Origin of the sequence: Flammeovirga aprica JL-4 (genome assembly GCF_012844305.1) — a bacterium.
Lineage (GTDB): Bacteria > Bacteroidota > Bacteroidia > Cytophagales > Flammeovirgaceae > Flammeovirga > Flammeovirga aprica.
Genome location: NZ_JABANE010000050.1, coordinates 32,685 through 58,813, shown reverse-complemented (window position 1 = coordinate 58,813; position 26,129 = coordinate 32,685). Strand labels below are relative to the sequence as shown.

The following is a 26,129-nucleotide window of genomic DNA, read 5'->3' as shown; positions in this document are numbered from 1 at the left end:
TTATTTTTCTTTTGATATATAAACATAAAATGCTGAAATGTCTTTCTTATCCTCATCAGTGAATTTACCCACCAATCTTGCTTTCCCTTCATTCAAATAAACTCTAAATGAAGTTCCTTTTGAGGTCATATCCACATCTTGCTTTACTCTTAATGCATCGATCTCGAGCATTGCTTTTTTAAGAGGCATTAATCTACCTTCAGGACGAGCGATGTACCAAGGTTGAGTGGTACCCAAGGCTTCAACTTCTGAATTAAAACTTAACCCAGACTCTTTTGGCCATCTTGATAGAGTGATAGTATAATATCCTTCTTCTTGTACATCAATAGTCCAAAATCCATCATTAGTCAAAGCCGGTTTTTTACCGCTTAATGGATCACGAATTAGGTCTTGATTCCACGCTAATGGTTTATCCGAATGAATATCATGCACCGTTAATGCTGTTTCCTCAATTCCATCAACACCTACCTTATAATACTCAAATTTACTGAAGTCTTTGGAAACATGCTCCCACCATTTTTCATAAGCGTTTCTCATTTCCTTTACTTTTTCAGGATGAGCAGAAGCAATGTCGTTTTCTTGACCTACATCTTCACGGATATTGTAAAGCTCTTTACCATTTATTAGACGCCAATCATTGTCCATGACCGCACTTAATTTCCATTTGACAGGGTGTTGTGTTTTATTCTTATCCAATACAGCATAACGAGAAGCCCAATTTTTTCCATCACCATAAATCAGTGGGGAAACATTTTTACCATCATATTCCGTATCCTTCGGTTTTTCTAATCCGCAAAGCTCAATTAAAGTCGGTAAAACATCATAACTCATCACTAACTGATCAATGGTTTTGCCCTTTTTCAGTTTGCCATTTTTCCAATACATAAAGAACGGTACTCTGTGTCCACCATCATAATGCGAACTTTTCAAACCTTTCATATTGGCATTGAAACCGTATTCTTTTCCATCAATTTTTCTCCAGCCGTATTGTGTACCGTTATCTGTTGTAAAGATCAGAATGGTATTGTCAGCGATTTTAAGTTCTTTCAACTTCTTCTCTAATCGAGTGATATTATCATCAATATTGGTGATCATACCATAATACGCTTTTTGAAAATCTAAAAGATCTTCTTCGTCTTTATAAAGGTTATAATACTCTTCGGGAACGTTTAGTGGACCATGAGGAGCGTTTGTAGAAAGGTATAAAAAGAATGGTTGATCTTTTTTCTCTTCCATATATTTCATGGCTTCATCAAAGAACACATCTGTACAGTAACCTTTGAAACGTTCTGGTTTTCCATTTCTTAAGTACACATCATCAAAGTAGTCGTTGTCCCAGAAATCGGGAGTTTGACCAATTCCGCCAGCACTATGATATAAAGCCGTTTCAAAACCTCTATTCTCTGGTAAATAAGGGTAGGCATCACCCAAGTGCCACTTCCCAAAAAGAGCAGTTGCATATCCATTATCTTGGAAAACTTGAGGCATAGCAGTGAATTTCTCTCTCAATAAATTACAACCTGCAATTGTATGCCAAACACCCGCTCTATGTCCTTCCATACCTGTCATTAGTGCTGATCGTGAAGGAGCACAAGTAGACCCCGCATGGAAATTATCAAAAGCAATGCCTTGATTTTTTAATCGATCCATCGCAGGTGTTTTGATGATTTTATTCCCATGAGCGGCAATGTCACCATAACCCTGATCGTCCGTAATGATTATAATTACATTAGGTTTATCTGTAGGTTTCTTATCATTTGACCTTACTTCTTTATGGAAGACCACAAGAGCAAATAGGCCAAACAAAAGTTTATTCCATGTTCTCATTCGACATTTCATTTCAATTGTTCGAAGAATAATAATTTATGTTGGCAAGGTAGTGTGACAACAACACCTCACTTGTGTACTCTTATGTTAGAAATGACCAATTAATTTTATTACCTCCTAATTTTTAGTTTTTACACCCTTTTTTGCAGAAAATATCCTCATGATTTTCATTTCAAATATGATTATTTACAGATTATCCTTTTTTTTGTATTGAAATTAACCATTATAATTTAAGCAGATTCAACCAAAATGACTCCTAAATATATTATCAGTTCATGCCTTGTAGGTGTAAAATGCAGATACAATGCCACTTGCTCATCCACCGTCAATTTAGAAAAAATGATTGAAACAGGTGAGGCCATTCCAGTTTGTCCAGAAGTGATTGCCGGTTTATCGACACCAAGAGAACCTGTAGAACTTCAGCAAACAGATAACGGTATAAAGGTAACGAGTAAACAAGGGAATGAATACACCCAACAGTTTTTGAATGCGGCAGATGAGGTTTTAAAAATCTGTAAGGAAAATAATATTACGGATGCCATTCTGCAGGCAAGAAGCCCTTCGTGTGGGTTTGGAAAAATCTATGATGGTACTTTTTCTGGTAAACTGATTGAAGGGAATGGGGTAGTGGCTGATAAACTTTTTAAAAATGGTGTGAATGTGGTGACGGATGAGGAGTTTAAATCAGAAAAGTAATGGCTAATTCATAGCTGTCTTAGTTCAATAACAAAGTATATTTACATAATGTATAGAAAGCAAACTCTTAAATGTTATTTAAATTTATTGTAATACTTATTTAAGTGCTATATTTACACCAAATCTAATTTTATTTTTTAGCTAAAAACAAAAATGACAAAATATTTACTTCTACTCTTAAGTATAGGGTTTACATCATGCGTATCGACCTCCCAGAAAAACTTAAAAAAGAATCCCTTAATTCAAGGAGATGTTCACCAGATCATTGAGAAAAAGTATAATACTAAACTTAGTGAAGGCAAGTATGTTTTGGTGGATGAAGGCATTCCCTCACGTTACATTTATACTTACAATGAACAAAATGTGATGACCAAAAGAGAGATAACAAACCAAGATGGTAGAGTCGTTTGGCATATTGATTATATCAATAATGATAATGGTATTGTAAAAACTTCTTCTAGTTTCTATGAGGACTTATTAGAATCAAAATACGAGAATAAGATTATCGATGATAAAATTGTGGAAACAAAGCATTTTGATTTAAATGGTAAACTCACAAGAACTCAATTAAAAGAATATGAAGGCGATAAGCTTTCAAAGCTAACAGAAATAAAACAGAATGGGACTCTATCTCTTACTGCTTTCTTTGAGCATAAGGACGGTTTTTTATCTAGAATTATAGAAAAGGACCCTTCTGATAAGGTTATAAATAGTATCAATTATAATCGTGATAATTTTGGATATATCACGAAAATAGTTGTTGAAAAAAATGGGGTAACTGAAGTGAGAATCTTCCAGTATGATTATGATCAAAAACAGAATTGGGTGAAGAAATATTGCTTTGATGAAGATAGCATTTTACAAGTGGTTGCCGTTCGTGATATTATTTATGCTGATAGTAAAAACCAAAAAATTACTAGTAAGACCTTTTTAGGGGAATGGCAGATTGTAGCTACAGAATCAGATCGACTTGTTTTTAATGAGGATCAAACTTTTAAGATGAGCGAAAAGTGGAATGAAGAGATAACAGGTACTTGGTCCATAGATGAAAAAGCACAACTACTTACGTTGATACAAGAAAATCAAAAGGAGTTGAATTTCAATATTTCTTCAAAAGGTAGTAGCCTTTACCTTGAAAATACAGAGGGTGACATATCAATACAATTGGAACGTAATGCACCTGCCATCGATATGGATTTTGACAAAAAAGTAGAAGAAGCGTTTTTTATGCATAAATGGCAAATGGAAGGACGTGAAAATCAATATATAGAGTTTTTATCAGATAATATTTTGTTAGAATTACGTCCTGATAGGGAACCTAAGGAAGACTATTGGGAATTGGACGAAGAGCGATGTATTCTCCGAATTGGAGAAGGAAGAAGAAAAACGGAACTCCATTATCGTTTTGATGACAATGAATTGAAGTTTTATGATGATAATAAGGAAGTTGTTCAAATCTTTATCAAAGTAGAGAAAGAAATAGCAAATTAAAGTCAATATTAAACTTTCAATGTCGACAGAATTTGAATTAAATCAGAACCTCTTTACTTTCATTTTTTATTTGGAAGTAGGGAGGTTTTTCTGTTATAAAAAAACTAAGTTACTAAACCCTTCATAACATGAAACTTACAATAATACATTAGCTTCCAACCAAAAAGAATTAGATGGTGTTTTATTAAAAGTAATACATTACTCAAAAGCAATAAATCATTAGAACTATGAACTATATTCTTTCAATCTTAATTATCTTTTTAGTCTCAACTTCACTTACTTCTGCTCAGAACCCTATTGATTATATTTCTTCTACTTTCTATAAAATGGACATTTCAGAATACAGTGGTGGTGAATTTCAATTAACGGTTAATGCGAAATCAGATATTTTAGATCCAAGAGCAGGATCTCATCTTTCAGTGAGAATTGATGGAGAGGGGGAAAAAATGCTTTCGTATAAAGGAAGTAATAAACCTATTAAGGGGAATGAATGGAAAAAATATAGTCTTAGGGGTAAAATAGATAGTAATGGCCAATTTCTTTTAGTCTCAACTCAATGTTTTTTTAACGGGAAATTTTACTACACTAATTTCGCTTTAAAATTAAGAAAGAAAGGAGGGAAATGGCAAAGTATTATGATACCTAATTCAAACTTTAAAGTAAATCACGAAAACCATACTACTCAACAATTTACCCAACCTGCAAACTGTAAAATTTCCGTTCAGAATATTGGTTCGGATAGTTCCTTTCTTCTCATCGATGCAAGTGAAATTATATTACATGGCTACAATGATAACGCAGGCCATTTTGTCAATACCAGAAATATAAAACTCTATTATGAAGTTTATGGTGAAGGAGAGCCCCTTCTTTTACTGCATGGAAACTCTCAATCTATTAAAGATTTTGCTGCTCAAATTCCTGAATTATCTAAAAAATATAAAGTAATAGCCGTTGATACAAGAGGTCATGGTCAATCTACAGAAGATGGGACACCACTTTCGTATGAATTATTTGCAGATGATATGCTTGCTTTGATAAATCATCTAAAAATAGATAAAGTCAATGTGTTGGGATGGAGTGATGGTGGGAATACAGCATTAATAATGGGGATGAAAGCTCCTGAAAACTTGAATAAATTAGCAGTGATGGGAGCTGTTTTATACAATGATTCAACTTCAGTCAAACTTGAAATCAATGATGAATTGAATCAATTAATCAAAACTTCAGGCAGTGAGAATTCTTTTCAAAAGCGTTTATTGTATCTTTTGAAAGAAGAACCAAACATTAATCCAGATGAGCTGAAAAAAATCACTTGCCCTACTTTAGTAATGGCAGGAGAGGATGATTATATTTTTGAAAGCCATACGAGACTCATCGCAGAAAAAATTGAAAATGCCACATTACATATTTTTAAAGGAGGTAGGCATGAAGAGCCAATGCGAAACCCTCAACGATTTAATAGTACAGTATTGTCTTTTTTTGATGGGAAAATAAATGAGAATTAAACGTTAAGTACTAAATAAATAGTAGCTTTTATTTTGTCTAAAGTACAGAAAGGATCATTTCTTTTGAATAAATCGGGGAAAAAAGTATCCATACTTTTTTATAAGTTCTTTGGGAGTAATATATTAGCCTTTCTGTGATAAAAACTAAATTATAATGTAACGCTGCAAACTCATTGTGCAGGCTAATTACGAACTTATTTCATGAAATTACTAACTGCTTTTTTAGTCTTTCTATCTGTTTATTCCTCCGCTCAAACAACTCAACAGATAGATAAAGAAATTAACTATGCCTACGATATTTTTAGGGATAGAAAATATCGTGAAGCCTTATCTATATTTTTAAGGTGCGTTGATACTGATCCTCGAATTGAAAAAAGATCACTCTATCAAAATTGTATTGGCCACATTTATGGTAAAGAGCTTTTAATGCTTGACTCTGGTATTTATTGGATCGAAAAATCAATAGAAACGATTGAAAATGATACATCTGGGACACATCATTTTACGTATGTGCGTAATCATAATAAGATATCACAAATGTATTCACATAAAGGGGATTATGTAAATAGGGAATATTATATAAGAAAGGGAGCAAACATATTTCTTGATTGTCCTGAGAAATATAAATACTCACAAAATATTCTGAGAAAATTGAATAATCTTTTTTACCGAAGAAAAGAGTATCACCTTAGTGAGCAAGCAGTGAGTTTGTATTTGGAATTAATTGAGGATGATGATAAATATCCAATACTAGCAGATCACTTGAGTTTATGGGTGAAAATTGATAACCCAGAAAAAATACAGGAAACTCTTCAAGAGATTGAGTATTTCCTTGTTAACGATTATGTGAGAAATAAACACGGTTATAGTGGCATACACTTTTACTATTTAGGACTGTACGCACAGAGCAAGAACAAGTATGAGGAAGCCATTAACTTTTATAAGAAATACCTTGTACTGAAGAAGGATCGAGAGTTAAATAATTACACAGACTATTTTCAATCAATAGATGAATATTATTCTGCACTGTTTTATTCCGCTAGGACATTAAAACGAATCGCTCAATGTTACAAGTTTTTGGGCGATAGAAATAATGAAGGAAAGTACTTGAAAGAGTCATTAGGAGTATTGAGAGAGGGACATCATTATAAAGATGTGGAAATTACTTTTGTAACAGCTGAGATTTATCGAGAATTAGAGCTTTATGAAAGAGAGAACAATGTAGATTATATTAAGAACACCTCTAATCTTTATTTAGACTCAGCTCAGCTTTTTATTGATAGTTTCATCGCTGAATATAACTTAAAAGATACTTCACAATTAATTGTCAACGAGCTTTTACATCAGAAGTATTATTATGCTGTTTTTTCAGAACAGACATCACAAAAAAAACAGTTGTATTGGGATAGTTATTTGCTGTTTAAACAGTTCCTAAAGAAGCAATATTTAGATAAAGACCATCTCTATCAGTTCTCCTCCAGAAAAAAAATACAAGACAATATCATTAGCTTTTTTGCCGAAGAATACCTGAAAGATCATCAAATAGAAGATCTTTTGCGTGTATTGGAAATAATTGAAAATTCGAAATCGAATATACTTTATAAGCGAAGTCAAGGGTTTGGAGATATTACTTTGGAAGAATATTTAGAGGCTGATGATTTGGATCAATTAAGGAACAGAACCAACAACCCTCCTTTACTTTCTTCTTCTGAGATGAAATCATTTTTTGGAGAAAACTATAATGAGAAGGCTTTTGTCAGCTATTACCCCTTAGAAAATCAACTCGTCATTATTTCTTATGTCGACGGGCAGTTTGATCTGGAGTTGAAGCCTTTTCCAGCGAATTGGATAACCTTAATAGCTACAGTTCATAAGGAGTTAAAAACGTCAATTTTAAATTCTAATAACTCGATTGGTAAACAGCTTTCTGCATTGGGATCGTTTTTATTGCCAAAAGCATTATTGGATTCAGAGATAGAAAGAGTGGTTTTCTCCCCTGCAAATGAACTCTCTGAAATCCCTTTTGATATTCTAAAATATCATGACGCTTACTTTCTAGAAAAATGGGCTTCTTCATACAGCTTCTCATTGCATCACGAGTTTGTGACTGATCAGAAAACAGCCTCTGATGATTTAAGAATTATGGGAGTTGCTCCTTACAACAAAATCAATCTACCTTATTCTAAAAAAGAAGTGGATGAATTCTCTGATTTTGTATTGAGTGATACCTCAGCTACATTATCAAATACATTACGGTATAGTAAGGATTATAATGTATTACATTTTGCTACGCATACTACAATCAACGAAAATATTGAGAATTCAAAGATTGATTTCTATCCTACAAATGGTGTAAACGGTGATTTATTTTTGAGTGAAATTGATAAAATAGATCTTTCGCATCTTGACCTAGTCACGCTGAGTAGCTGTCATTCTGCAGACGGTCCCTATATTGGTGGAGAAGGGACTTTAAGCCTTCAAAGAGTATTTGCTTATTCTAATGTAAAAGCAATTGTAGCAAGTAAATGGGAAGTAAATGATCAGGTTTCAGCTTTAATTATGAAGTCATTTTATGAAAATATTCAAAAGGGATATCCTTTAGATAAGGCACTTCAAAAAGCAAGATTGGAACTCCTGGAAGATAATAAAGCCATGAGAGCAAACCCTTTATATTGGGGTAATTTTGTACTCTATGGAAAAACTACTGCTTTGACTTCTTCTGGTTTTGAGAAGTTTTTTGAGGAGCTTTTGGATTAATATTTATCCCTCACTAACCAATCAATGGGTTGATGAGGGATAAAATATTTTACAATTCTTCTTCTTTAAAAGTCACATACCAACCACTGCCATAGGTTGAAACATAAAACTTATCAGGAGTATAATTGTCGATAGCTATATCATTAATACGATCCGATTGCCCGTTTCCTTTATTTATTTTTACCCATGTTTTTCCCGCATCTTTGGAAAGGTAGGTGCCTGGGTTTTTCCTTTTGTTACTAACATTCGGCAAGGTAGAAATGAGGATGACATTGTGATCATAAAGAGCTGTTTCTACTCTGACCGTCCAAGGATAATCAAAGATTTTCTCCCAAGTTTTCATGCCATCAGAACTCCTCCATAAACCACCATCGTTAATACCACTTTTCTTGCATCCAGCGGTGATATAGGCATTCCCCTTTTTATCAAAATGAATATCATTGATACCAAATGCACCTGAAATTTCTTTTGTAGAACCTACTTTTTGCCAAGTGTCACCGCCGTCTTTTGATTTAAAAAGACCGCCATTTTTATTTTGAATGGTAGCGAAAAGGACATTAGCTTTTTTAGGGTGTGTGGCAATAGCTGAAACATCAGGGGCAATAGGAAGGCCGTTATTGATACTTTCCCATGTTTTACCGCCGTCTTTGGAGCGGTGTACTCCAAAACCCGTTTGAGAATCGCCTACATACTCTAAGCCTCTCGCATTTTTTGGAACATGGAAATACATAATATCAGGGTTTTCAATATTGAAAGTGATATTCAATTGATGAACAGATTGATCTCCGCTGTGTGCTTTTACATTCCATTTTAGGATGGCAACTCCATGTGATTGCCATGTTTTACCAGCATCAGTAGTTCTAAATAATTCTCCTCTGTTATGTTGTCTAAAAAACAGTGCGTATCTGATTTTTGTATCGTTAGGATGAATAGCAAAAGTACTTAAAGATTGTTCATGTTCTGTGAATTTATGTACAGAAGCCGATTGTGCACCTTTTCTGATTTCTTTTCCTAGGTCATTGGTGATCCAAAGGCTATTTTCACCTGCAGCGCAAAATACTTGATGTGGTAGGTCGGGGTGTTGGTAGAAACCGTGTCCTGGAAGGTTTGAATTACCACCTCCAACATAATTTCCGTTGCCGATTTCTATATCATCAATATCTACCCAAGTGTCTCCTTTGTCATAAGAAAACAGTGAAATTTTAGCCATTTGAGTATGCAGAATACTTCCATCACAATTAAAGCGGACGAAATTACAGCCCTTACGATCATAAGGATCTCTTGCCATCCATCTTTTAAGGTATTTCAAATCAATATTATTACCAATTGGATTGTTTCTTTTTGTCCAATAGTCAGCATCTTTTGAATCAGCTTCCCAATTTTGTCCATTTCTAAACGTCACAAACCAATGCTTCCCTCCATCTTTTGTTCTCCAAAGTTGCCCAGGCATAAAATTATTTCTTGAGGCATTAGAGTATTCATTATTGACATAAATATTGTTGATGTCATTGGGGTCCACTTCTATGGTATTGAATCGTTGTGTGATAGAAGAAGGTAATTCGGGGAATGCCATTTTAGCCTCTTTATCTTTCATGCCGAAATAATAGGCAATGGCATGATAGTAACTTTTCATGATGGATGAAATTGGCTTGAACTGTCGCATATCAATGGCAATATCTCCACTGATATTTACCCAGCTTTCACCTTCATCATCACTTCTGAAAATACCCCCTTTATCATCTTTTACAGTCTTTTCATCTTTCTTCCAAGTGACATTATTGATTACAAATAATGTGAGCTTTTTTGTTTTGGAATCATAGTGATACGTGAAACTTCTCATCACTTCATGCTCCAAACCTTTTGATTTTTGTTGCCAAGTTTTACCACCATTTGTTGATTTATAAAAACCTCTATTAGTACTTGCATAGATGGTTTTTGAAGCGTTAGGATCTACCAAAATTGATTCTACTTCCGTCTTAGGGTGAATACCGTTGACAATCAGCTTCCAAGTTTTGCCACCGTTTGTCGTCTTATAAATTTGCCCTTGACTTTTGGGGTGAATATTAGCTCCGTGAGGTTTTGACTGAGGAAATAAAGCCCTGCCGAGTTCTCTCATTTTACCTCCGCCTACATACCAAACTTGATCGTCTTTTGGATCTACGGTGATACAGGCCATGAATTTTTTATCAAACTGAGGTTCAAGTATGTTTTGCCAAGTTGCCCCTTTATTATGTGTTACATAAATGCCATTGTTGTTTCTGTCTGTACAAAAACCAAAGTCAGGATTTTGTCTTGAGAAATCAACGCTTCTAAATTCTCTAGGCCCTCTTAAACCTTCATTCAGGCCAGGACCATCGGGATCTAATACACTTTCATACGTAAAACCGCCATCTGTAGATCGATAGGAGTTCCCCATATTTGGACCAATAAAAAGTACTTTTGGATCTGTTGGGTGCCAAAAGGCGGATTTATTGTTGCCACTCATTCCCGGACCAAATTGATACCATTGATAGGAGGGGTCAGATGCGACATCTTTTTCTTTTAGAGAATGGAAAAAGTGTTCCCCATCTTGCCCGAAGCAAGACAGAGAACACATCATCCATAGGATTGGATAGAGTATTTTTCTCATTTTTATTCTTTTAGGAATTTGAAATGTTTTTGATCGTTTTGTGTTTCAATAACAAGCAGATACATTCCTCTAGGGAGTGATTCTGTGTTGATGACTAACTTATTATTATTGATAAATTGATTGCAATTATGAAGCTGACCATTGATATCAAAAATGGTAGCTTTTTGAAGGTATTCAATAGAATAATTTCCTTTAACATAGATTTTCCCAGAAGTAGGATTGGGGTAAACAACCCAATTAATGTCAATTTCATTCGGAATGTTTAGAGGTTCTTCAATGACAGAAATTGAGGTCATGGTTTCTATTTCTGAACCTTTCAAACGAGCATAGATAGTAGTTGCACCTTCACCTTTTCCTTTCACTTTACCTGAAGTAGAAACAGTCGCAACATTTTCATCATCACTAAAGTATTCAATACCTCTGAAGTAAGCGTTTTCTGGGTAAACAACAGCTTTCAAAAGCTTTGTGGCGCCGGGTTTGATTTCAATGTTTTCCTCTTCAAAATAAATCATTTCTGGTTCGATGATTTCTTTAGTATTCAAAGCCATGTACCAACCACTTCCATAGGTAGAAGCATAGTATTTTCCAGGTATAAATTGATCTATAGCAATATCATTGACTCTATCAGATTGACCATTTCCAGTATTGATTTTCTCCCAAGTATCACCGGCGTCTTTTGATAAATAAACCCCAGCATTTCTTCTATTAATAGTAGTGTTGGCCAAAGTAGAAACCATAATGACATTAGGATCATATTGGGCAATTTCCACACGGTTGGTCCATGGGTAATCAAAGATTCTATTCCATGTCTCCATATTGTCTTCACTTACCCAAAGTCCACCATCATCAGCATCTCCATTTTTTGAGCCTGAAGTGATATATACTTTTCCGTTACTGAAGCGAATGTCATTGATGCCAAATGATTTTGAAATGTCTAAGGTAGAAGCCACCTTTTCCCATGTCGTGCCTTGGTTTTCTGATTTGTACAAACCGCCATTGGAATGTTGAACGCAGGCATAAATAGTGGTGGTGTTATCAGGGTCTAATGCAATTCTTGTAACATCAGGCTCATTAGGTAAACCACTATTGACTTCTTGCCAATTCACGCCTCCATCTGTAGATCTATGAACCCCAAATCCTGTTACAGAATTACCGACAAATTCAATATTGTTGGCTCTCTTCGGAACACAAAAATAAAGATTGTCAGTATCGTTAGGATCAATTGTCAATTGCATTTGGTGAACAGATTGATCACCACCTCCTTCTGCGATTTCCCATTCTGGAATAGCCACACCAATTGCTTCCCAAGTGGTGCCAGCATCCAATGATCTTAGGCATTCTCCTCTGTGATGTTGTCTAAAAAATAAAGCATAATGTTTGTCGGTATCATGAGGATCAATAGCATAAGAACTAATCGATTGCTCTGCATCAGTGAGGGATTTATATTGCACTGCTTGAGCTCCTTCTCTGATATGATTTCCTTCGTCATTGGTTATCCAAAGGGAGTTTTCACCTGCCATACAATACACCTCATTCAAATCTGGGTGTTGGAAGAAACCATGTCCTGGAACATTGCTGTTTCCTGCTCCAACAAAATTATTTGAATTGGGAGTTACTTCAATATCATCTATGTCTACCCAAGTATCGCCTTTATCATAAGACATCAATGAGACTTTAGCCATGTTGGCATGTAAAACCGTTCCGTCAGCACTAAAACGAGCAAAGTTGGTTCCTTTTCTTTCATAGTCGTCACGCACCATCCAATGCTTCAGATAGTTAAGACTGATATTGCTTCCCATAGGATTTCCTCTTCCTTCCCAATAGCTCTTGTCAGGAGAGTCGCTTTCCCAGTTTTTACCATTTCTTAGCGTGATGTACCAATGCTCACCACCATCTTTTGTTCTCCAAAGTTGCCCAGGTTTAAAGTTGTTTTTTGAAGCATTTGAATATTCATTGTTGAGATAAATATTGTCCACATCATTCGGATCAACTTCTATGGTATTAAAACGCTGTGTAATTTTTGTGGGAAGATTAGGATACTGTGCTACAGCATCATTATAGGAAAGGCCAAAAAAGTGTGCTACTGTGTTGTAGTAGCTTTTTTTAATGCCTGTATTTGATTCAAATTGGGTTAAATCCAAAGCTAAATCACCATTGATTTTTTCCCAAGTTTCTCCTCTGTCCGTACTTTTAAAAATACCACCTCCGGCGTCTGTGACCGTTTGTCCATCTGCTTTCCAAACAATATCATTGATCACAAAAAGAATGTATTTATTCGTTTCTTTATTGTGGAAATAGGTCATGGCTCTCATCACATCATGATCAAAACCTTCCGTCTTTTTGACCCAGTTTTTACCACCATCTGTACTTTTATAAAAACCACGGTTTGTACTTGCAAATACGATAGCCGAATTCTTAGGATCTACCAAAACGGTTTCAACTTCCGTTTTAGCATGAATGCCATTGTTCATCAATGTCCAAGTCACACCTTTATCAATACTTTTCCAAATTTTACCTTGACTAGCAGGATCAATATAAGTGCCGTGAGGATCGCTTTTAGGGAATAATACTCTACCAAAATCACGCATTTTTCCTCCACCAACATACCAAATATCTTCATTATTTGGATCAACACAGACTGATGAAACATAAACCCCATCAAAAGGATCACCATTGATCAATTGCCAGGTTTTTCCTTTGTTGACTGTTTTATAAATCCCAATATTTCTTCTATCCGTAGCAAAACCAAAATCAGGGTTTTGTCTTGAAAAATCAATGCTGTAAAGTTCTCTAGGGCCACGTTCACCTGTATCCATACCACTTGCATCAGCATTGAGCATGGATTCATACGTATGTCCTTTATCTTGAGTCCTGTATACGTTACCCATATTAGGACCGATAAAAAGTGTGTTTTCATCTGTCGGGTGCCAGAAGGCTACTTTATTATTGCCACTCATACCTGGACCAAACTGCGTCCATTTTACATTAGGGTTTGAGGTGACTGTTTTGGTTTTAAGATCTTGGAAGAAATCATCTCCAAGTTTCTTCACTAAAAAATTATCGAATAATAATTCACCATTTCCGGAGGAGTGAGGGTGAAAAGAAAAAAGTACGTAGCCATTAGGGTCACTAACAGTGGGAGTAAAGCTGAATTTTACTTGTACCCAATCTGTACTTTCCAACGCATCCATATTCACTTGACCAATCTTAGTACCATCGGCCGAGAAAAATTTAATATTCGAATTACGGTTATCTGTTGCGTTTAATGCTTTGTAGTAGAAAGAAACTTTATAAACTTTACCTTCTTCCCATTGTATATTTTTGAAAGTAGTAAAGTTACATTTTTGACCTGTAGCATTGAATTTAATCCTACAACTGTAATTCCCTTCAAATTGATCCGAATCGTATCTTTCAAAAATGGGTAAACCATTGTATATACTCGATTCCCATTCGATATCTACATCGTTTTCAAACCCTGAGAAAAACAAGGTTTTAGGGTCAGATGTAGTAAGTGTAGCAAGTTGAATTCCATCATCGCTCCAAGCAGAAGAGAGTGAAGCCAATGATAGTAGTATAAGTAATAAGTATTTCTTTTTCATTTCATTTGTTATTTTACGTAGGGGCAGACCTATGTGTCTGCCCGCCGAACCACAATCCGTCCATTTCGTCCACAGATCTTCAAGCACGACCTACCCAGTGTACCACAAGTCATCCATTTTTCTCAAATACAAACTATTACCATTATTGATGTATTAGTTTTAATTTGATAGGACAAGTGGTACAGCGGGTAGACACATAGGTCTACCCCTACGTTAGGTTAATTTTGAGAGAACACAAGGTGATCTACTAACAATTGTGGTGTTTCATTGGGTTCAGCAATGAAATCAAACTGTACATTAGCATTAATGAATTCTTTGGAAATTGGCTCATTAGAGAAGTACGTGATTTTCACCCATTCACCATCTACCAATTGATCTTGGAAAGTTTTATTCATTGAACTACCTGAATCTTCATCCTTCAATGTCACTTTTAAAACCTTGATATTTCCAATGGCTTTAGCATAGAACTCAAAAGTATAATTGTATTCTGAAGTGATAGGGAAGTAGCCCTCCTTCATCTCGATCGTTAGCTTTGATCCATTGCCATTATTGTGCTGATAAGGTTCAAAATCAACTTGTAGATAATGATCGCCGTCTACAGCTGTACTACCATCTTTAATGACAGACATTCCACCAGAACCTACCCATTTTCCATCATTAAATGGAGCGTAAGTACCGTTTTCAAAACTTCCATTCGTGAAGAAATTATGCTGATAACCTTCTACCTCTTTGTCTGTAAATTCCTCCAGTTTCACACCATCAACAGATTGTACATCTCCGCTTTGATTGTTATGAGTGTAAGTCACATATAACTTTGAGAAAGTAGGATCAACAAATAGAATTAAAGTATTATTTACTTCTCCTGATGGGGCTAAATGATTAATTGCAATGGCGTTTCCATCTGCATCTTTGATAGAGAAATTATTGACAGTGTTGTCGTTGATTTCATCCAAATCTAAATCTCTATTGAATTTCACGAAGATGTTTCCTTCTTCACTCTGTGTCATTTGATCCACTCTGAATGGGATTGTTGAAGGAACAACTTCAATTAAACTATTTTTATAAAGCGTACTGGCAGTTCCTTTTACAGGTTCTTTACGAGAAGCCGTTAGACCAATGTCATAAGTTCCAGGTTTCACAAACTCCATTCTTGCCACTGAATCAGTAAAGTTCTGATCTAAAGATGTATGCCATTTGAAGGTGTCAGGAGATCCTTTGCTTGTACTTTTGAAAGTGACAAAAGCACCTGATTCCATAATGTATTTTCCGTTGGAAATAATATAATCACCCTCTACATCAATCACTTCAAAATCAGTAGTAATAGCTGAATCATAAACGGTTACATAGAAAGTAGAATCATAGTTTAATTCTTCATTACCAAAATCTAACTTGATTTTTACGGGTACAACACCTGTATTTTCAAATCTCACATGAGCAATATGTTCTGTCAATACAGTATCATCATTGTTAGTGAAATAGGATGGTCCATCAATGGTCCATTCTCTAACATATTCACCTCTAGATGCATCTGTGAAGGAGAAATTTCCTCCCACAGTAGTGACCAGATCATTGGGATCAGATTCTGTACTGAAAACGTAGATATCTGTGATTTTATCATACTCAAAGTCCGGCCTACAAGAGAAGGCTGTCATTAAGCAGAAAAGTATCGTTAAGATGTTTGTTCCTTTTAATTTCATTTTACTTCAATTTATAGGTTAGGATTAGAAAGTACTTCGTCAATTGGAATAGGGAAGTAGTTGTGATAATCTGGCGTATAACTCGCAGAAGCATCTTGGAATTCTTGTATTACTGCTTCACCATTTGGCCCCTCAGTGGCATCTTCAGGTAATTCATACAAGATCTGCTTATTCATGTAGTATTTCTTTTTCGCCAAACGATCATATTGCTCTTTGATTTTACCCCATCTTCTCATGTCAATCCAGCGCGTATCATGACCTTCAAACATCAATTCCAATGGTCTTTCAACATACATGATATGATCCATTAGTTTTTCTGCTGTATTGTACTCATTGTGGTCCAAAGGCATTACTGCCGAACGCGTTCTGATTCTGTTGATATAATGCACTGCTTCGAAAGTACCGGCACTACCGTTATTTTTGATCAAGCATTCAGCATACAATAAATAAACATCAGCTAAACGGATCACTCTTTCATTAATACCTGAAACAGTTTTTGTACCTAGCGCTTCATATTCATCCCACCAATTTTGGAATTTTCTCAAATAAGAAGATTCTTTATTTTTGAAAGTACCATGTACATCTCTAGGTTCTTTTTGGTAATAATCAAAATCATCATCCGCCATGACAATAGAATATTGAGAACGTAATGAATGTGTTAAACCATCATTTCTAGGATCAGTAGGGTCCATTTCATCTTTTTGGAAAAGCATTGTGATCCAATAAGATGGCATAGATAAACGGTTGCCATTGGCTCCACTTGGGGCTAAGAAAACACCTCTTCTTGTCCCTTCAGTACCTGTAGGTCCATCAACAATAACTCCACCACCATTTGGTTTTTGAGTGTCTGAAAAAGAAACTTCAAAGATAGATTCAGAATTGAACTCATGTTCTTTATCAAAGTTCCAGCTGATGTCTGAAGTCAATTGATATAAATCTTCTCTGTCAATGATCATTTTGAATTCATTCTGCGCTTTTACGTATTCATGTTCATTGATATACACCTGACCTAAAAAGGCAGTAGCGGCACCCCAAGTAGCTCTTCCTTTGTACTTGTCTTCCCAAGTTTCAGGCAGTCTTTCTTGAGCATAAGTTAAATCTCTGATGATCAATTCAAGTACCTCTTCTTTAGGGCTCAATGGTTTTGCAATTTCTTCCTTGTTTTGCGCCACAGTTGTATGAAGAATTACGGAACCATGATTATAAGTACTATACAACCAATAGTAGCAAATACCTCTAATAAAGTGTGCCTCCGCCAAGAATAATTCTCTCGACTCATCACTGATTTCAATGATGTCCGGCACTCTATCCAACACCTGATTTGCTCTAAGTATTGTCGTATACAGATCAGCCCATTTCAGTTTTACAATACTTGTATTGTCGTTGAAAAGTAGCTTTGAAAGCTCTACATATTGGTCATTCCAAATACTCGGGCGACCAATATCAGACCTTGTTGGCATTTGAGCGGCAGAGTTGCCACCCATTGAACCGTGATTCTGTAAACCACTGTACGATGCCATCAATCCCATAAATGCTTCTTGTTCATTTTTCCAGAACTCACGTTCTTCTATGGTATTCTTATTTTCTATATCAAACCAATTCTGACACCCGAAAAGGGCGAAAGCAATCAGTAATCCTATATTTATTCTTATTAGATTTTTCATCATTAGTAGTTTTAGAATTGTAATGAAAGACCTGCTCTGTAAGTAGCGGCAACAGGATATTTACCTGTGTCAACACCACGATAGAAGACATTTTTTGAACCGACCTCTGGGTCGTAACCTGTATAGTTTGTAAACACAAATGGATTTTGAGCACTTACATATACTCTGAAATTATTTATGCCCAATTTGCTTACCGTTTGCTGTGGAAGAGTATAACCAAAAGTGATGTTTTGGATTTTCAAATAAGAACCATCTTCTAAGAAGAAATCAGAATAAGTTCTGATGTTCATATGAGATGAACTTCTTCTTGGAGTAGGGATATCTGAAGTAGGGTTCTCAGGTGACCAAGCATTCACCAACTCTTTACTTGTCTTTTGCTGATGTGCATAGGCTCTTGTACCGTTGTAAATTTTAGCACCATATGAACCGAATAGCATCACGCTCAAATCAAAACCTTTATAGCCTAATGCCACTGAAAGACCTGCTTCCCAAAGTGGTGTTCCGCTTCCTTGGTATACTCTATCGTCTTGACCGATTTCACCGTCACCATTTACATCCACATATTTCAAGTCACCGATTTTGGCCGTAGGAATCATTTTTTGATACTCAATCAATTCCTCTTCTGTTTTAATAGTTCCATCCGTTGGGATTAAGAAAAATGCACCTGCTTCATAACCTGGAATTAAGAAAGTAGTAGGTTCAGAAGAATTACCTAAAGGACGTCCACCCGGAACGGATTCCATGGTAGGAGCCAAAGCAGTTACTTCGTTGAAATTTCTTGTGAACGTACCATTTACAGTCAGTTTCAGTTTATTGATATGTGTATTATAACCTAATCCTAATTCAATACCTTGGTTGGTTAAGTTACCCACATTTTGCCACATTTTATTGTAGTTACCTGTGATAGTACCTCCTGCTGAAGGTGGAAGTTCTACAGGCAATAGCATATCTCTTTTTTCTGATCTGTATAAATCAAAATTAAAGAAGAAACGACCAGAGAATAACTCACCATCTAAACCGATGTTTTGTGAAATGTTGGTTTCCCAAGTAATGTTTTCATCCACATAAGTAGGGTTCGTAGCACCAGGGTAGAGAATATCATTTTCTCCAATTCCTAATACATAATCTACTTGTGGTGTAATGATGGAAACGTAAGGTAAATCAGCAATTAAGTTACCCAAACCTTGACCCGCTTTATCGCTACCTGTTTCACCATAACCGGCTCTAAGTTTTAAATTACTGATGGTTGGTTTTAAAGCTTCAAAGAATTTTTCCTCACTGATGTTCCAACCTGCTGAGAATGACTTGAAGTTACCCCAGTTGTTGCTTGGATGGAATCTTGAAGAACCGTCTCTACGAATACTTGCACTGACCATATATTTACCAGCGTAGCTGTATTGCACACGACCTAATAAACCAATGTTAGAACTTGCTGCATAACGTTGGTCTACTCCTCTGACATCTTGTGCTACACCAAGGTTAGGAATATTGTTTGGCATATTCATAGCATGTACCATTCTTCTGTTGGCCTCAGCTGTTTCCCAAGTATTACCGGCTAATAGACTTACATTATGTTTACCCCATTTTTTATTATAAGTGCCGGTATATTCTTGAATAGTTCTCAAGTTGAACGTGTCAATAAAGCGAAGCTCATTCAAAGGTTTTGAAGCACGTGTAATATACTCTCCATTGTTGCTGTAAACATCGAAAGTAGGGCTAAACCAATAATCATTCGTAGTAGAGTACGAACCACCAATGTTGGCATTCAGCTTTAGTCCTTTCAACACTTCATACGTGATTTTAGCATTACCATTATAATTGTTGCCCGTAGTTTCATTCGTTTCATTGATACGAGCCAAAAGGTTGGTCATTCTCTCAGGGTTACTACCTTCAATCACATATTCATCATTTCTGCTGATGCCAGCTCTAAAAGGATCTTGACGAAGTGCTTGATACTGAATGTTATTTGGAGGATTGTCCTTATAACTGTTTTGGTACCCCATATTGATTTGCACCTTCAACTTATCTTTCTCAAAAGTAGTATTCGCTCTCAATGTTTTTCTTTGGTAAGCCGAAGAAATTTGAATACCCTGCTGATCAAATAAAGTACCTACAATAGAGTAAGTAAGATTCTTAGAACCACCCGATAATCTTAAAGAGTGATTTTGAATAGGGGCCATATCTACCTGAAGCTCTCTCAACCAATCTGTATTATAATGCATTGCATTCGGGTTGTTGTCCAATGGATTGGGAGTACTAGGATCACCTTTCCACATCAAATGGTTGATATACATAGCGTCAGTGGTGTTGGCAAGGTGGATATCAGAAGTGATTTTCTGTACACCATAGTAAGAATCAAAAGTCACTGACATTTTCCCTTTCTCACCTCTTTTTGTAGTGATCAAAACCACACCTGCAGAGGCTCTTGAACCATAGATTGCCGCTGAAGCACCATCTTTCAATACTTCAATAGACTCAATCTCTTGAGGTGCAATGTTAGGATTTGTCGTATACGTCACACCATCTACAACATAAAGCGGTTCTGAACCTCCCTCTTGGAAAGAAGAAACACCTCTAATCGTAATCGTAGCGTTTTCACCAGGAGCACCTGATTCTGAACTTACACTTACACCTGCCATTTGTCCTTGAATCGCCGTTGCCAGATCTGATGTTGCCAAGCTGTTAATCTGATCAGATTTCACTTGAGCAACAGAACCTGTTACCTCACGCTTTTCTTGTTGGCCATAACCAATAACCACTACTTCTTCCAATGATTCTGTATCCAACTCCATTTGAAGATTTAGCTCCGCTTTTTTGCTAACCTCAATTTCAACTGGCTTATAACCGATATATGAAAAGACAATGACACTGCCTTTTTCATCCACCATAAGGTTATATCGCCCGTCAAAATCAGTGACAGTACCGGTAGTTGTACCTTTAATCAAAACATTTACTCCTGGTATAGGAGCCTGTTCTTCATCTACAATAGTACCGCTTACCTGAAAGGCTTTTTGAGCATAGAGTTTTGAGGTCATTCCCACAGTCAATAGAATGCCTATCAAAAGCATTTTCCGAAATAGAAGTTGATAAATTACTGATAATTTTCTTTTCATTTCATAAAAAAATTAATTCTTAATAATGACTCAAATCTAAGCGTACATCTGACACCTATTGCGTACGAATACCCCTAAAAAATGGGGGTGGTAAATATCCCTTTGGTAAATAAAAAAATCCCTTTTCAAAAGCTCCAAAAATTATTTCCCCCTACTTTCATGGAAGTGTCCTATGTTGATGTTTAAGTCATTGATAATAAGAATTGTAATTGTTTGTTTTTTGAATTTTCAAGGAACAGAATGGGGTATTAATACAACACCCTATTCCGCTTCTGCATCTTCTACTTCCTCTTCTTTTTTCTTTTTATTGCGCAAGAAATGAGAAGGTGGAACACCAAATTCTTTTTTGAAACAGTTTCTGAAATACTTCAAATCACTGAATCCAACCTCATAGGTGACATCACTAACGCCATACCTTCCCATCTTCAAGAGTTGGGCTGCGCGTTTTAATCGGATATTTCTAATGAATATTTTGGCGGTCTGCTCTGTCAACGCTTTCAACTTTTGATTCAATCGGAGAGGAGTAGTGCCATATTCATAAGCCAACTTCTCAACGGTAAACTTAGGATCGGAAATATTTTCCTCCACAATGGCCACTAAACGATTTAAGAAACGCTCATCAATAGATGTAAAGGTCACTTCACTTGGTTGTGTATCAATATTGGTTCTGAAATTCTTTTGCAGACGCTTTCTGTTTTCCACCAAAGTATTGATTCTCGCAAGCAATACTTCTGTATTAAAAGGTTTAGTGACATAGGCATCCACACCGTATTCATACCCTTTCAGTTTACTATCGTTGGAATTCTTTGCTGTCAATAAGATGATAGGTAAGTGACAAACTTGTGCATCCTCACGGATTTTCTTGGTCAATTCATAACCGTCCATCACTGGCATCATAATATCAGAAAGAATAAGGTTTGGCATCACTTCCTTGGCCAATTGGAATGCTTTCTCTCCATCATCCGCTTTATACACTTTGAAGTTGTCTTTTAGTAATTCATACAAAAGATCAAGAATGGCAGGGTTGTCATCAGCAATCACAATCTTAGGCTTTGTTGTAAGGCTCAATTCCTCTTCTTGTGCTGATAATTCCTCTTCTTCTTCATATTCAATCACAATATCCTCTTCAGGAACCGCTTCAATTTTCACATCATTTTCATAAGCCACTTCATTGAGTGGGAATTGAATTTTAAATGTTGAACCTATATTCTTTTCACTTTCTACTGTTATACTACCATGATGCAATTCCACCAAACTTTTTGTAAACGAAAGCCCGATACCCGTTCCTTCACTTTTACTTTTTTCTTTGGATTGACTTTTTACTTGATAGAAAGGCTCAAATAAGTATTTCAAATGTTCCTCCGAAATACCAAACCCTGTATCTTTCACTTCAATAATAACATCTTCATGGACCTGCTCAATCAAGATTTTCACCTGCCCAGCATACGTAAACTTAAAAGCATTGGAAAGGAGGTTATTCAATATTTTTTTGAGTTTGTCTTGATCAAAGAAACCTCGAATAGAATGCGTTTTAATGTCCAATGAGAAATCTACTCTTTCATGATTGGCAAATTCTTTAAACGAATGATAGATCTGCTCTGTAAACAGTACCCAATCTCCCTTTTTCACTTGCAATGCCATGTGTCCTTGCTCCATTTTACGGAAATCTAAAAGCTGATTGACAAGGTTCATTAAGTGATTCACATTCTTATGAATCAACTTATAATACTTCTCTTTTTCTAAAGAAGAATATGCACTTCCTTTACTAATAAGCTGTTCGATAGGCGTATGAATCAGTGTCAAAGGCGTACGCAACTCATGAGAAATATTAGTGAAGAATTGCAACTTCATCTGACTCAAATGCTCTAATTTTTCTCTTTCAAACTGCTCCAACTCCAATTGATGTCTCTTCTGAACTGTAATTAAAGAGAACCTAGAGAAAAGGTAAACAAAGAAAATTATAGCGATAGCGTAAAGGATTTTAGCCCAAATTGTCGACCACCAAGGAGAAGCAATTTCAATATCTAAGAACAATGATTTAGGGTTCCAGATATTATCACCATTCGAGGCCTTTACTTCTAATGTATAATTTCCGGGAGACAAATTCGTGTATTTTGCGATTCTGAAATCAGCATCCGTTGTGATCCATTCCTTATCAAAACCATTCAGTTTGTACTTGTATTTATTCTTGTAAGGTGAACCGAAGTGCAAACCAGAGAATTGTACTGCAAAGCTATTTTGATTGTGATTCAATTCAATTTTTTGAGTGTATTGAATATTCTTTTTCAATATCACATTACCATCCAATGTATCGTTAACATGTATGGTCTTGTTCAATACGCTTAATTCCGTAAAAACGAGGTCGCCAACCAAATAATCGTCTACAATTTCGTGAGGGGTGAAATAATTAATACCGTTTACGCCACCAAACATCAAATCCCCATTTTTCAACTTACAGCCTGCCAGATCACTGAACTCATTGTCTTGTAAACCATCACTGATATTGTAGTTTTTGATTTCCCTAGAATCTAAGTTGATCTTTGTGATACCATTATTACTACTGATCCAAAGGTTTTGATAATCATCTTCCAAAATTGCTTTGATGATATTACTTGGAAGACCATCTTTTATTTTAATGTGTTCAAAGGAAATACCACTTCCATTGATATTGTTGGGGTTGAAAATACTCAAACCGCCACCCATTGTACCGATCCATATTTCACCATTAGAGGCTTCAAAAACAGGTAATACATAATTATATGAAAGACTATTTTTGACATTTGAATCATGTTGGTAAAGTTCAAATTCAGGTTTTTCCTTCATTTTTTGATCCCTAGAGATAAAAACCAAACCTTCCGAACTGCCTACCCATAAATTACCATACGTATCAATCAGAATACTGCGTATTAATTTGATTTTGCCATTTTGAAGATCTTTTGTATTGGTAATATTGGTCCATTCAATCTTGCCTTCCTTTTTCACTCCTCTTAGCAAACCATTGCCATAAGTACCTATCCAAATCACATCTTTTCCATCGCTTTGAATTGAAAAAGCTGGAGATTCTTCATTAGCAGTAAGGATATTTTCTTTCGTAATATCTTTAAAACCCTTTAAATCTTGGTCAAAATCAAGGCTATATACTTTTCCTTTTTTTCTAATTCCAAAAATCAATTCATTATCCCATTCTGTAATAGCAAAAATGGTATTGGTTTTAATTTTCTCAAACGTCAATTTCTTATAACCATGATCTAGACCTTCAGCAGTATTTTCCAACACATTTAATGCACCACCCTGAGTACCTACCCAAATTCTACCCTTTCGATCTTCATAAATTGATCTGATTTTGTTGTAGGAAATGCTGGTTTTATCGTTGGTTTTGTAGATGTCCTTAAATCGCTTTCCATTCGGGTTGTACTTGATCACGCCCCCGCCTTTCGTACCAATCCAAATCACACCCAATTTATCTTTATAAACTTCAGTAATAATATTGATTTTCAGAGCATCAAAATTCTCACTGTCAATGTGTTTTTTCTGTACATAAAGCCCTGAAGCCTCATCATATTCCATAAACATCAATCCTTTACGGGTTCCTCCAAGCATATGTTTGTTAGGATCAATACAAAGTGTATTAAAACGTGCAGTAGAAACTTTTCTTAAAGTAGATTTCTCTTCATTGAATAACTGAATACCATGTGGCCCGCAAAAAAACACTCCTTCCTCTGACTCTTTAATGTCTTTGATAGGAGGGATTTTAGTATTCGAAATTTCTTTAAAAGTATAAGAAGGTTGGTTGTTGGAAGGTTTGATAGTGATTTGCAACCCTTTCTTGGTACCAATCCAAAGGTTGCCATTTCTATCATTAAAAAGTTTGGTCACATGATTGGATAAAATACTCTTTGAATTATGGTGGTTAGCATAGTATTTTTTTGCTTTGATTTTATCCTTCGTCAATTCCTCTGCAAGTAGACAATTTAGCCCTTTTGTTGTACCTACCCATAAGTTGCCATCTTCATCCAATGCTAACGAATGAACATTGTTAGAGCTCAGTATTTTTGATCCTTGTGAATTTCTAAAAGAAGTCATTTCTCCCGTCTCCAAATTCAAACGACAAATGCCCGAATTCAATAATCCGATCCAAAGGTTGTTGTACTGATCTTCTTGAAAACAACTAATAATATTGGACGTCAACTGATGGGTGTCCATGCTATAATTAGTGAAACTATACCCATCAAATTTACTGATACCGGCATTCGTACCAAACCACATCAAGCCCTTACTATCTTGGTAAATGCTTGTGATGTCATTTTGTACTAAACCATTTTTTGTAGAGTACAATTGAATATCAAAAACAATTTCATTTTCCTCTGCATGTAATTGTAATGTCAGTAACGACAAAAGCAATAGGGTAATTTTAGTAATTATATTCCTGTTGATTATGGAGTAGTTATTTTTCATAAATTCATTTCATTAAGTATGTGCGAAGAACCAAAAAATCTTCTCAGGAGTGGTGTTTAGACCCCTTTTGAAGGAATAACAAATTCAAGTAGTGTAATTATTTACAAGGGTGAAATTAGTATTATTTATCCCTATTATTTGCCCTATCGGGTACTTTTAAAAAATAACACCCGCTAATCAGCAGTAAAATCAAGTGGTTTTATATTCAAGGGTAGTCGTATTTAGTTTAAAAAATGATTCTACCACAAAAATAAGGTTTATGTGATAATATTATCTATTGATGTAATGAATACATAGGTTGTTAAAGGATAATATTTATTAAAAATCAAGTTCATCAGGGGAGATTATTTCAAAAAGGTCAATCTCTTTAAAAAACCGCTTGTTTTTTGGACGATGGATTATTACCCCAATTGGTTTACTAAAATTCTCTAACCTTCCCACCGTATCAATCTACATTTGTTTCAAGCAATACGGAAAATGTATTTCTGATTGTTTTTTGAAATCAAATCTAAGAGTCGTGGACTTAAGTACTAAGACAGATGAAGATGGATGTTTCGTAGACCCATAATTGAAATTATGGGCTTTTGGGAAGACACCTCAATTATCAACTTTAAATGATACTATCAGGCCTATCAATATGGATATAGGAGCTTGTGAATTATTGCAACATTTCAAGTTGATAATTTTAGCTGAAAA

The 26,129-nt window shown here is 35.5% G+C and carries 11 protein-coding genes; 4 read left to right on the top strand and 7 right to left on the bottom strand.

From position 1 onward, the window contains the following. On the bottom strand, positions 1-1,827 hold the full coding sequence (locus HHU12_RS18040; protein WP_169658134.1) for an arylsulfatase: 1,827 nt from the start codon (positions 1,825-1,827) through the stop codon (positions 1-3). Between the two features lie 249 nt (positions 1,828-2,076). On the opposite strand from HHU12_RS18040, the gene HHU12_RS18035 reads away from it, so the two are divergent. From HHU12_RS18035 to HHU12_RS18020, 4 genes are all read left to right on the top strand, one after another. Beyond that, positions 2,077-2,523, top strand: coding sequence for a DUF523 domain-containing protein (locus tag HHU12_RS18035; protein WP_169658133.1), 447 nt, complete (start codon positions 2,077-2,079; stop codon positions 2,521-2,523). A gap of 153 nt (positions 2,524-2,676) precedes the next feature. Continuing rightward, complete coding sequence (locus HHU12_RS18030; RefSeq protein WP_169658132.1) at positions 2,677-4,014, top strand: glycoside hydrolase family 43 C-terminal domain-containing protein; 1,338 nt, start codon at positions 2,677-2,679, stop codon at positions 4,012-4,014. Positions 4,015-4,241: 227 nt separating this feature from the next. Then, complete coding sequence (locus tag HHU12_RS18025; protein WP_169658131.1) at positions 4,242-5,519, top strand: alpha/beta fold hydrolase; 1,278 nt, start codon at positions 4,242-4,244, stop codon at positions 5,517-5,519. Between the two features lie 201 nt (positions 5,520-5,720). Continuing rightward, the gene (locus tag HHU12_RS18020; RefSeq protein WP_169658130.1) at positions 5,721-8,276 is read left to right on the top strand and encodes a CHAT domain-containing protein; all 2,556 of its coding nucleotides are present in this window, start codon (positions 5,721-5,723) and stop codon (positions 8,274-8,276) included. Positions 8,277-8,325: 49 nt separating this feature from the next. On the opposite strand, the gene HHU12_RS18015 is transcribed toward HHU12_RS18020, so the two are convergent. The 6 genes from HHU12_RS18015 to HHU12_RS17990 all read right to left on the bottom strand — a co-directional run bounded on the left by HHU12_RS18015 (position 8,326) and on the right by HHU12_RS17990 (position 25,433). After that, complete coding sequence (locus tag HHU12_RS18015) at positions 8,326-10,905, bottom strand: WD40/YVTN/BNR-like repeat-containing protein (RefSeq protein ID WP_169658129.1); 2,580 nt, start codon at positions 10,903-10,905, stop codon at positions 8,326-8,328. Positions 10,906-10,907: 2 nt separating this feature from the next. Next, positions 10,908-14,504: a VPS10 domain-containing protein gene (locus HHU12_RS18010; protein WP_169658128.1), complete on the bottom strand. Its 3,597-nt coding sequence runs from the start codon at positions 14,502-14,504 to the stop codon at positions 10,908-10,910. A gap of 218 nt (positions 14,505-14,722) precedes the next feature. Further along, entirely contained in the window at positions 14,723-16,201 is a 1,479-nt protein-coding gene (locus tag HHU12_RS18005; protein WP_169658127.1) for a carbohydrate binding domain-containing protein, read from the bottom strand. Between the two features lie 11 nt (positions 16,202-16,212). Further along, positions 16,213-17,865, bottom strand: coding sequence for a RagB/SusD family nutrient uptake outer membrane protein (locus tag HHU12_RS18000; RefSeq protein WP_169658126.1), 1,653 nt, complete (start codon positions 17,863-17,865; stop codon positions 16,213-16,215). An 11-nt stretch (positions 17,866-17,876) separates the two neighbouring features. Next, a complete protein-coding gene (locus tag HHU12_RS17995; protein WP_169658125.1) occupies positions 17,877-20,978 on the bottom strand; it encodes a SusC/RagA family TonB-linked outer membrane protein in 3,102 nt (1,033 codons plus the stop codon). Between the two features lie 261 nt (positions 20,979-21,239). Further along, complete coding sequence (locus tag HHU12_RS17990) at positions 21,240-25,433, bottom strand: hybrid sensor histidine kinase/response regulator transcription factor (RefSeq protein ID WP_169658124.1); 4,194 nt, start codon at positions 25,431-25,433, stop codon at positions 21,240-21,242. Positions 25,434-26,129 lie beyond the last annotated feature (696 nt).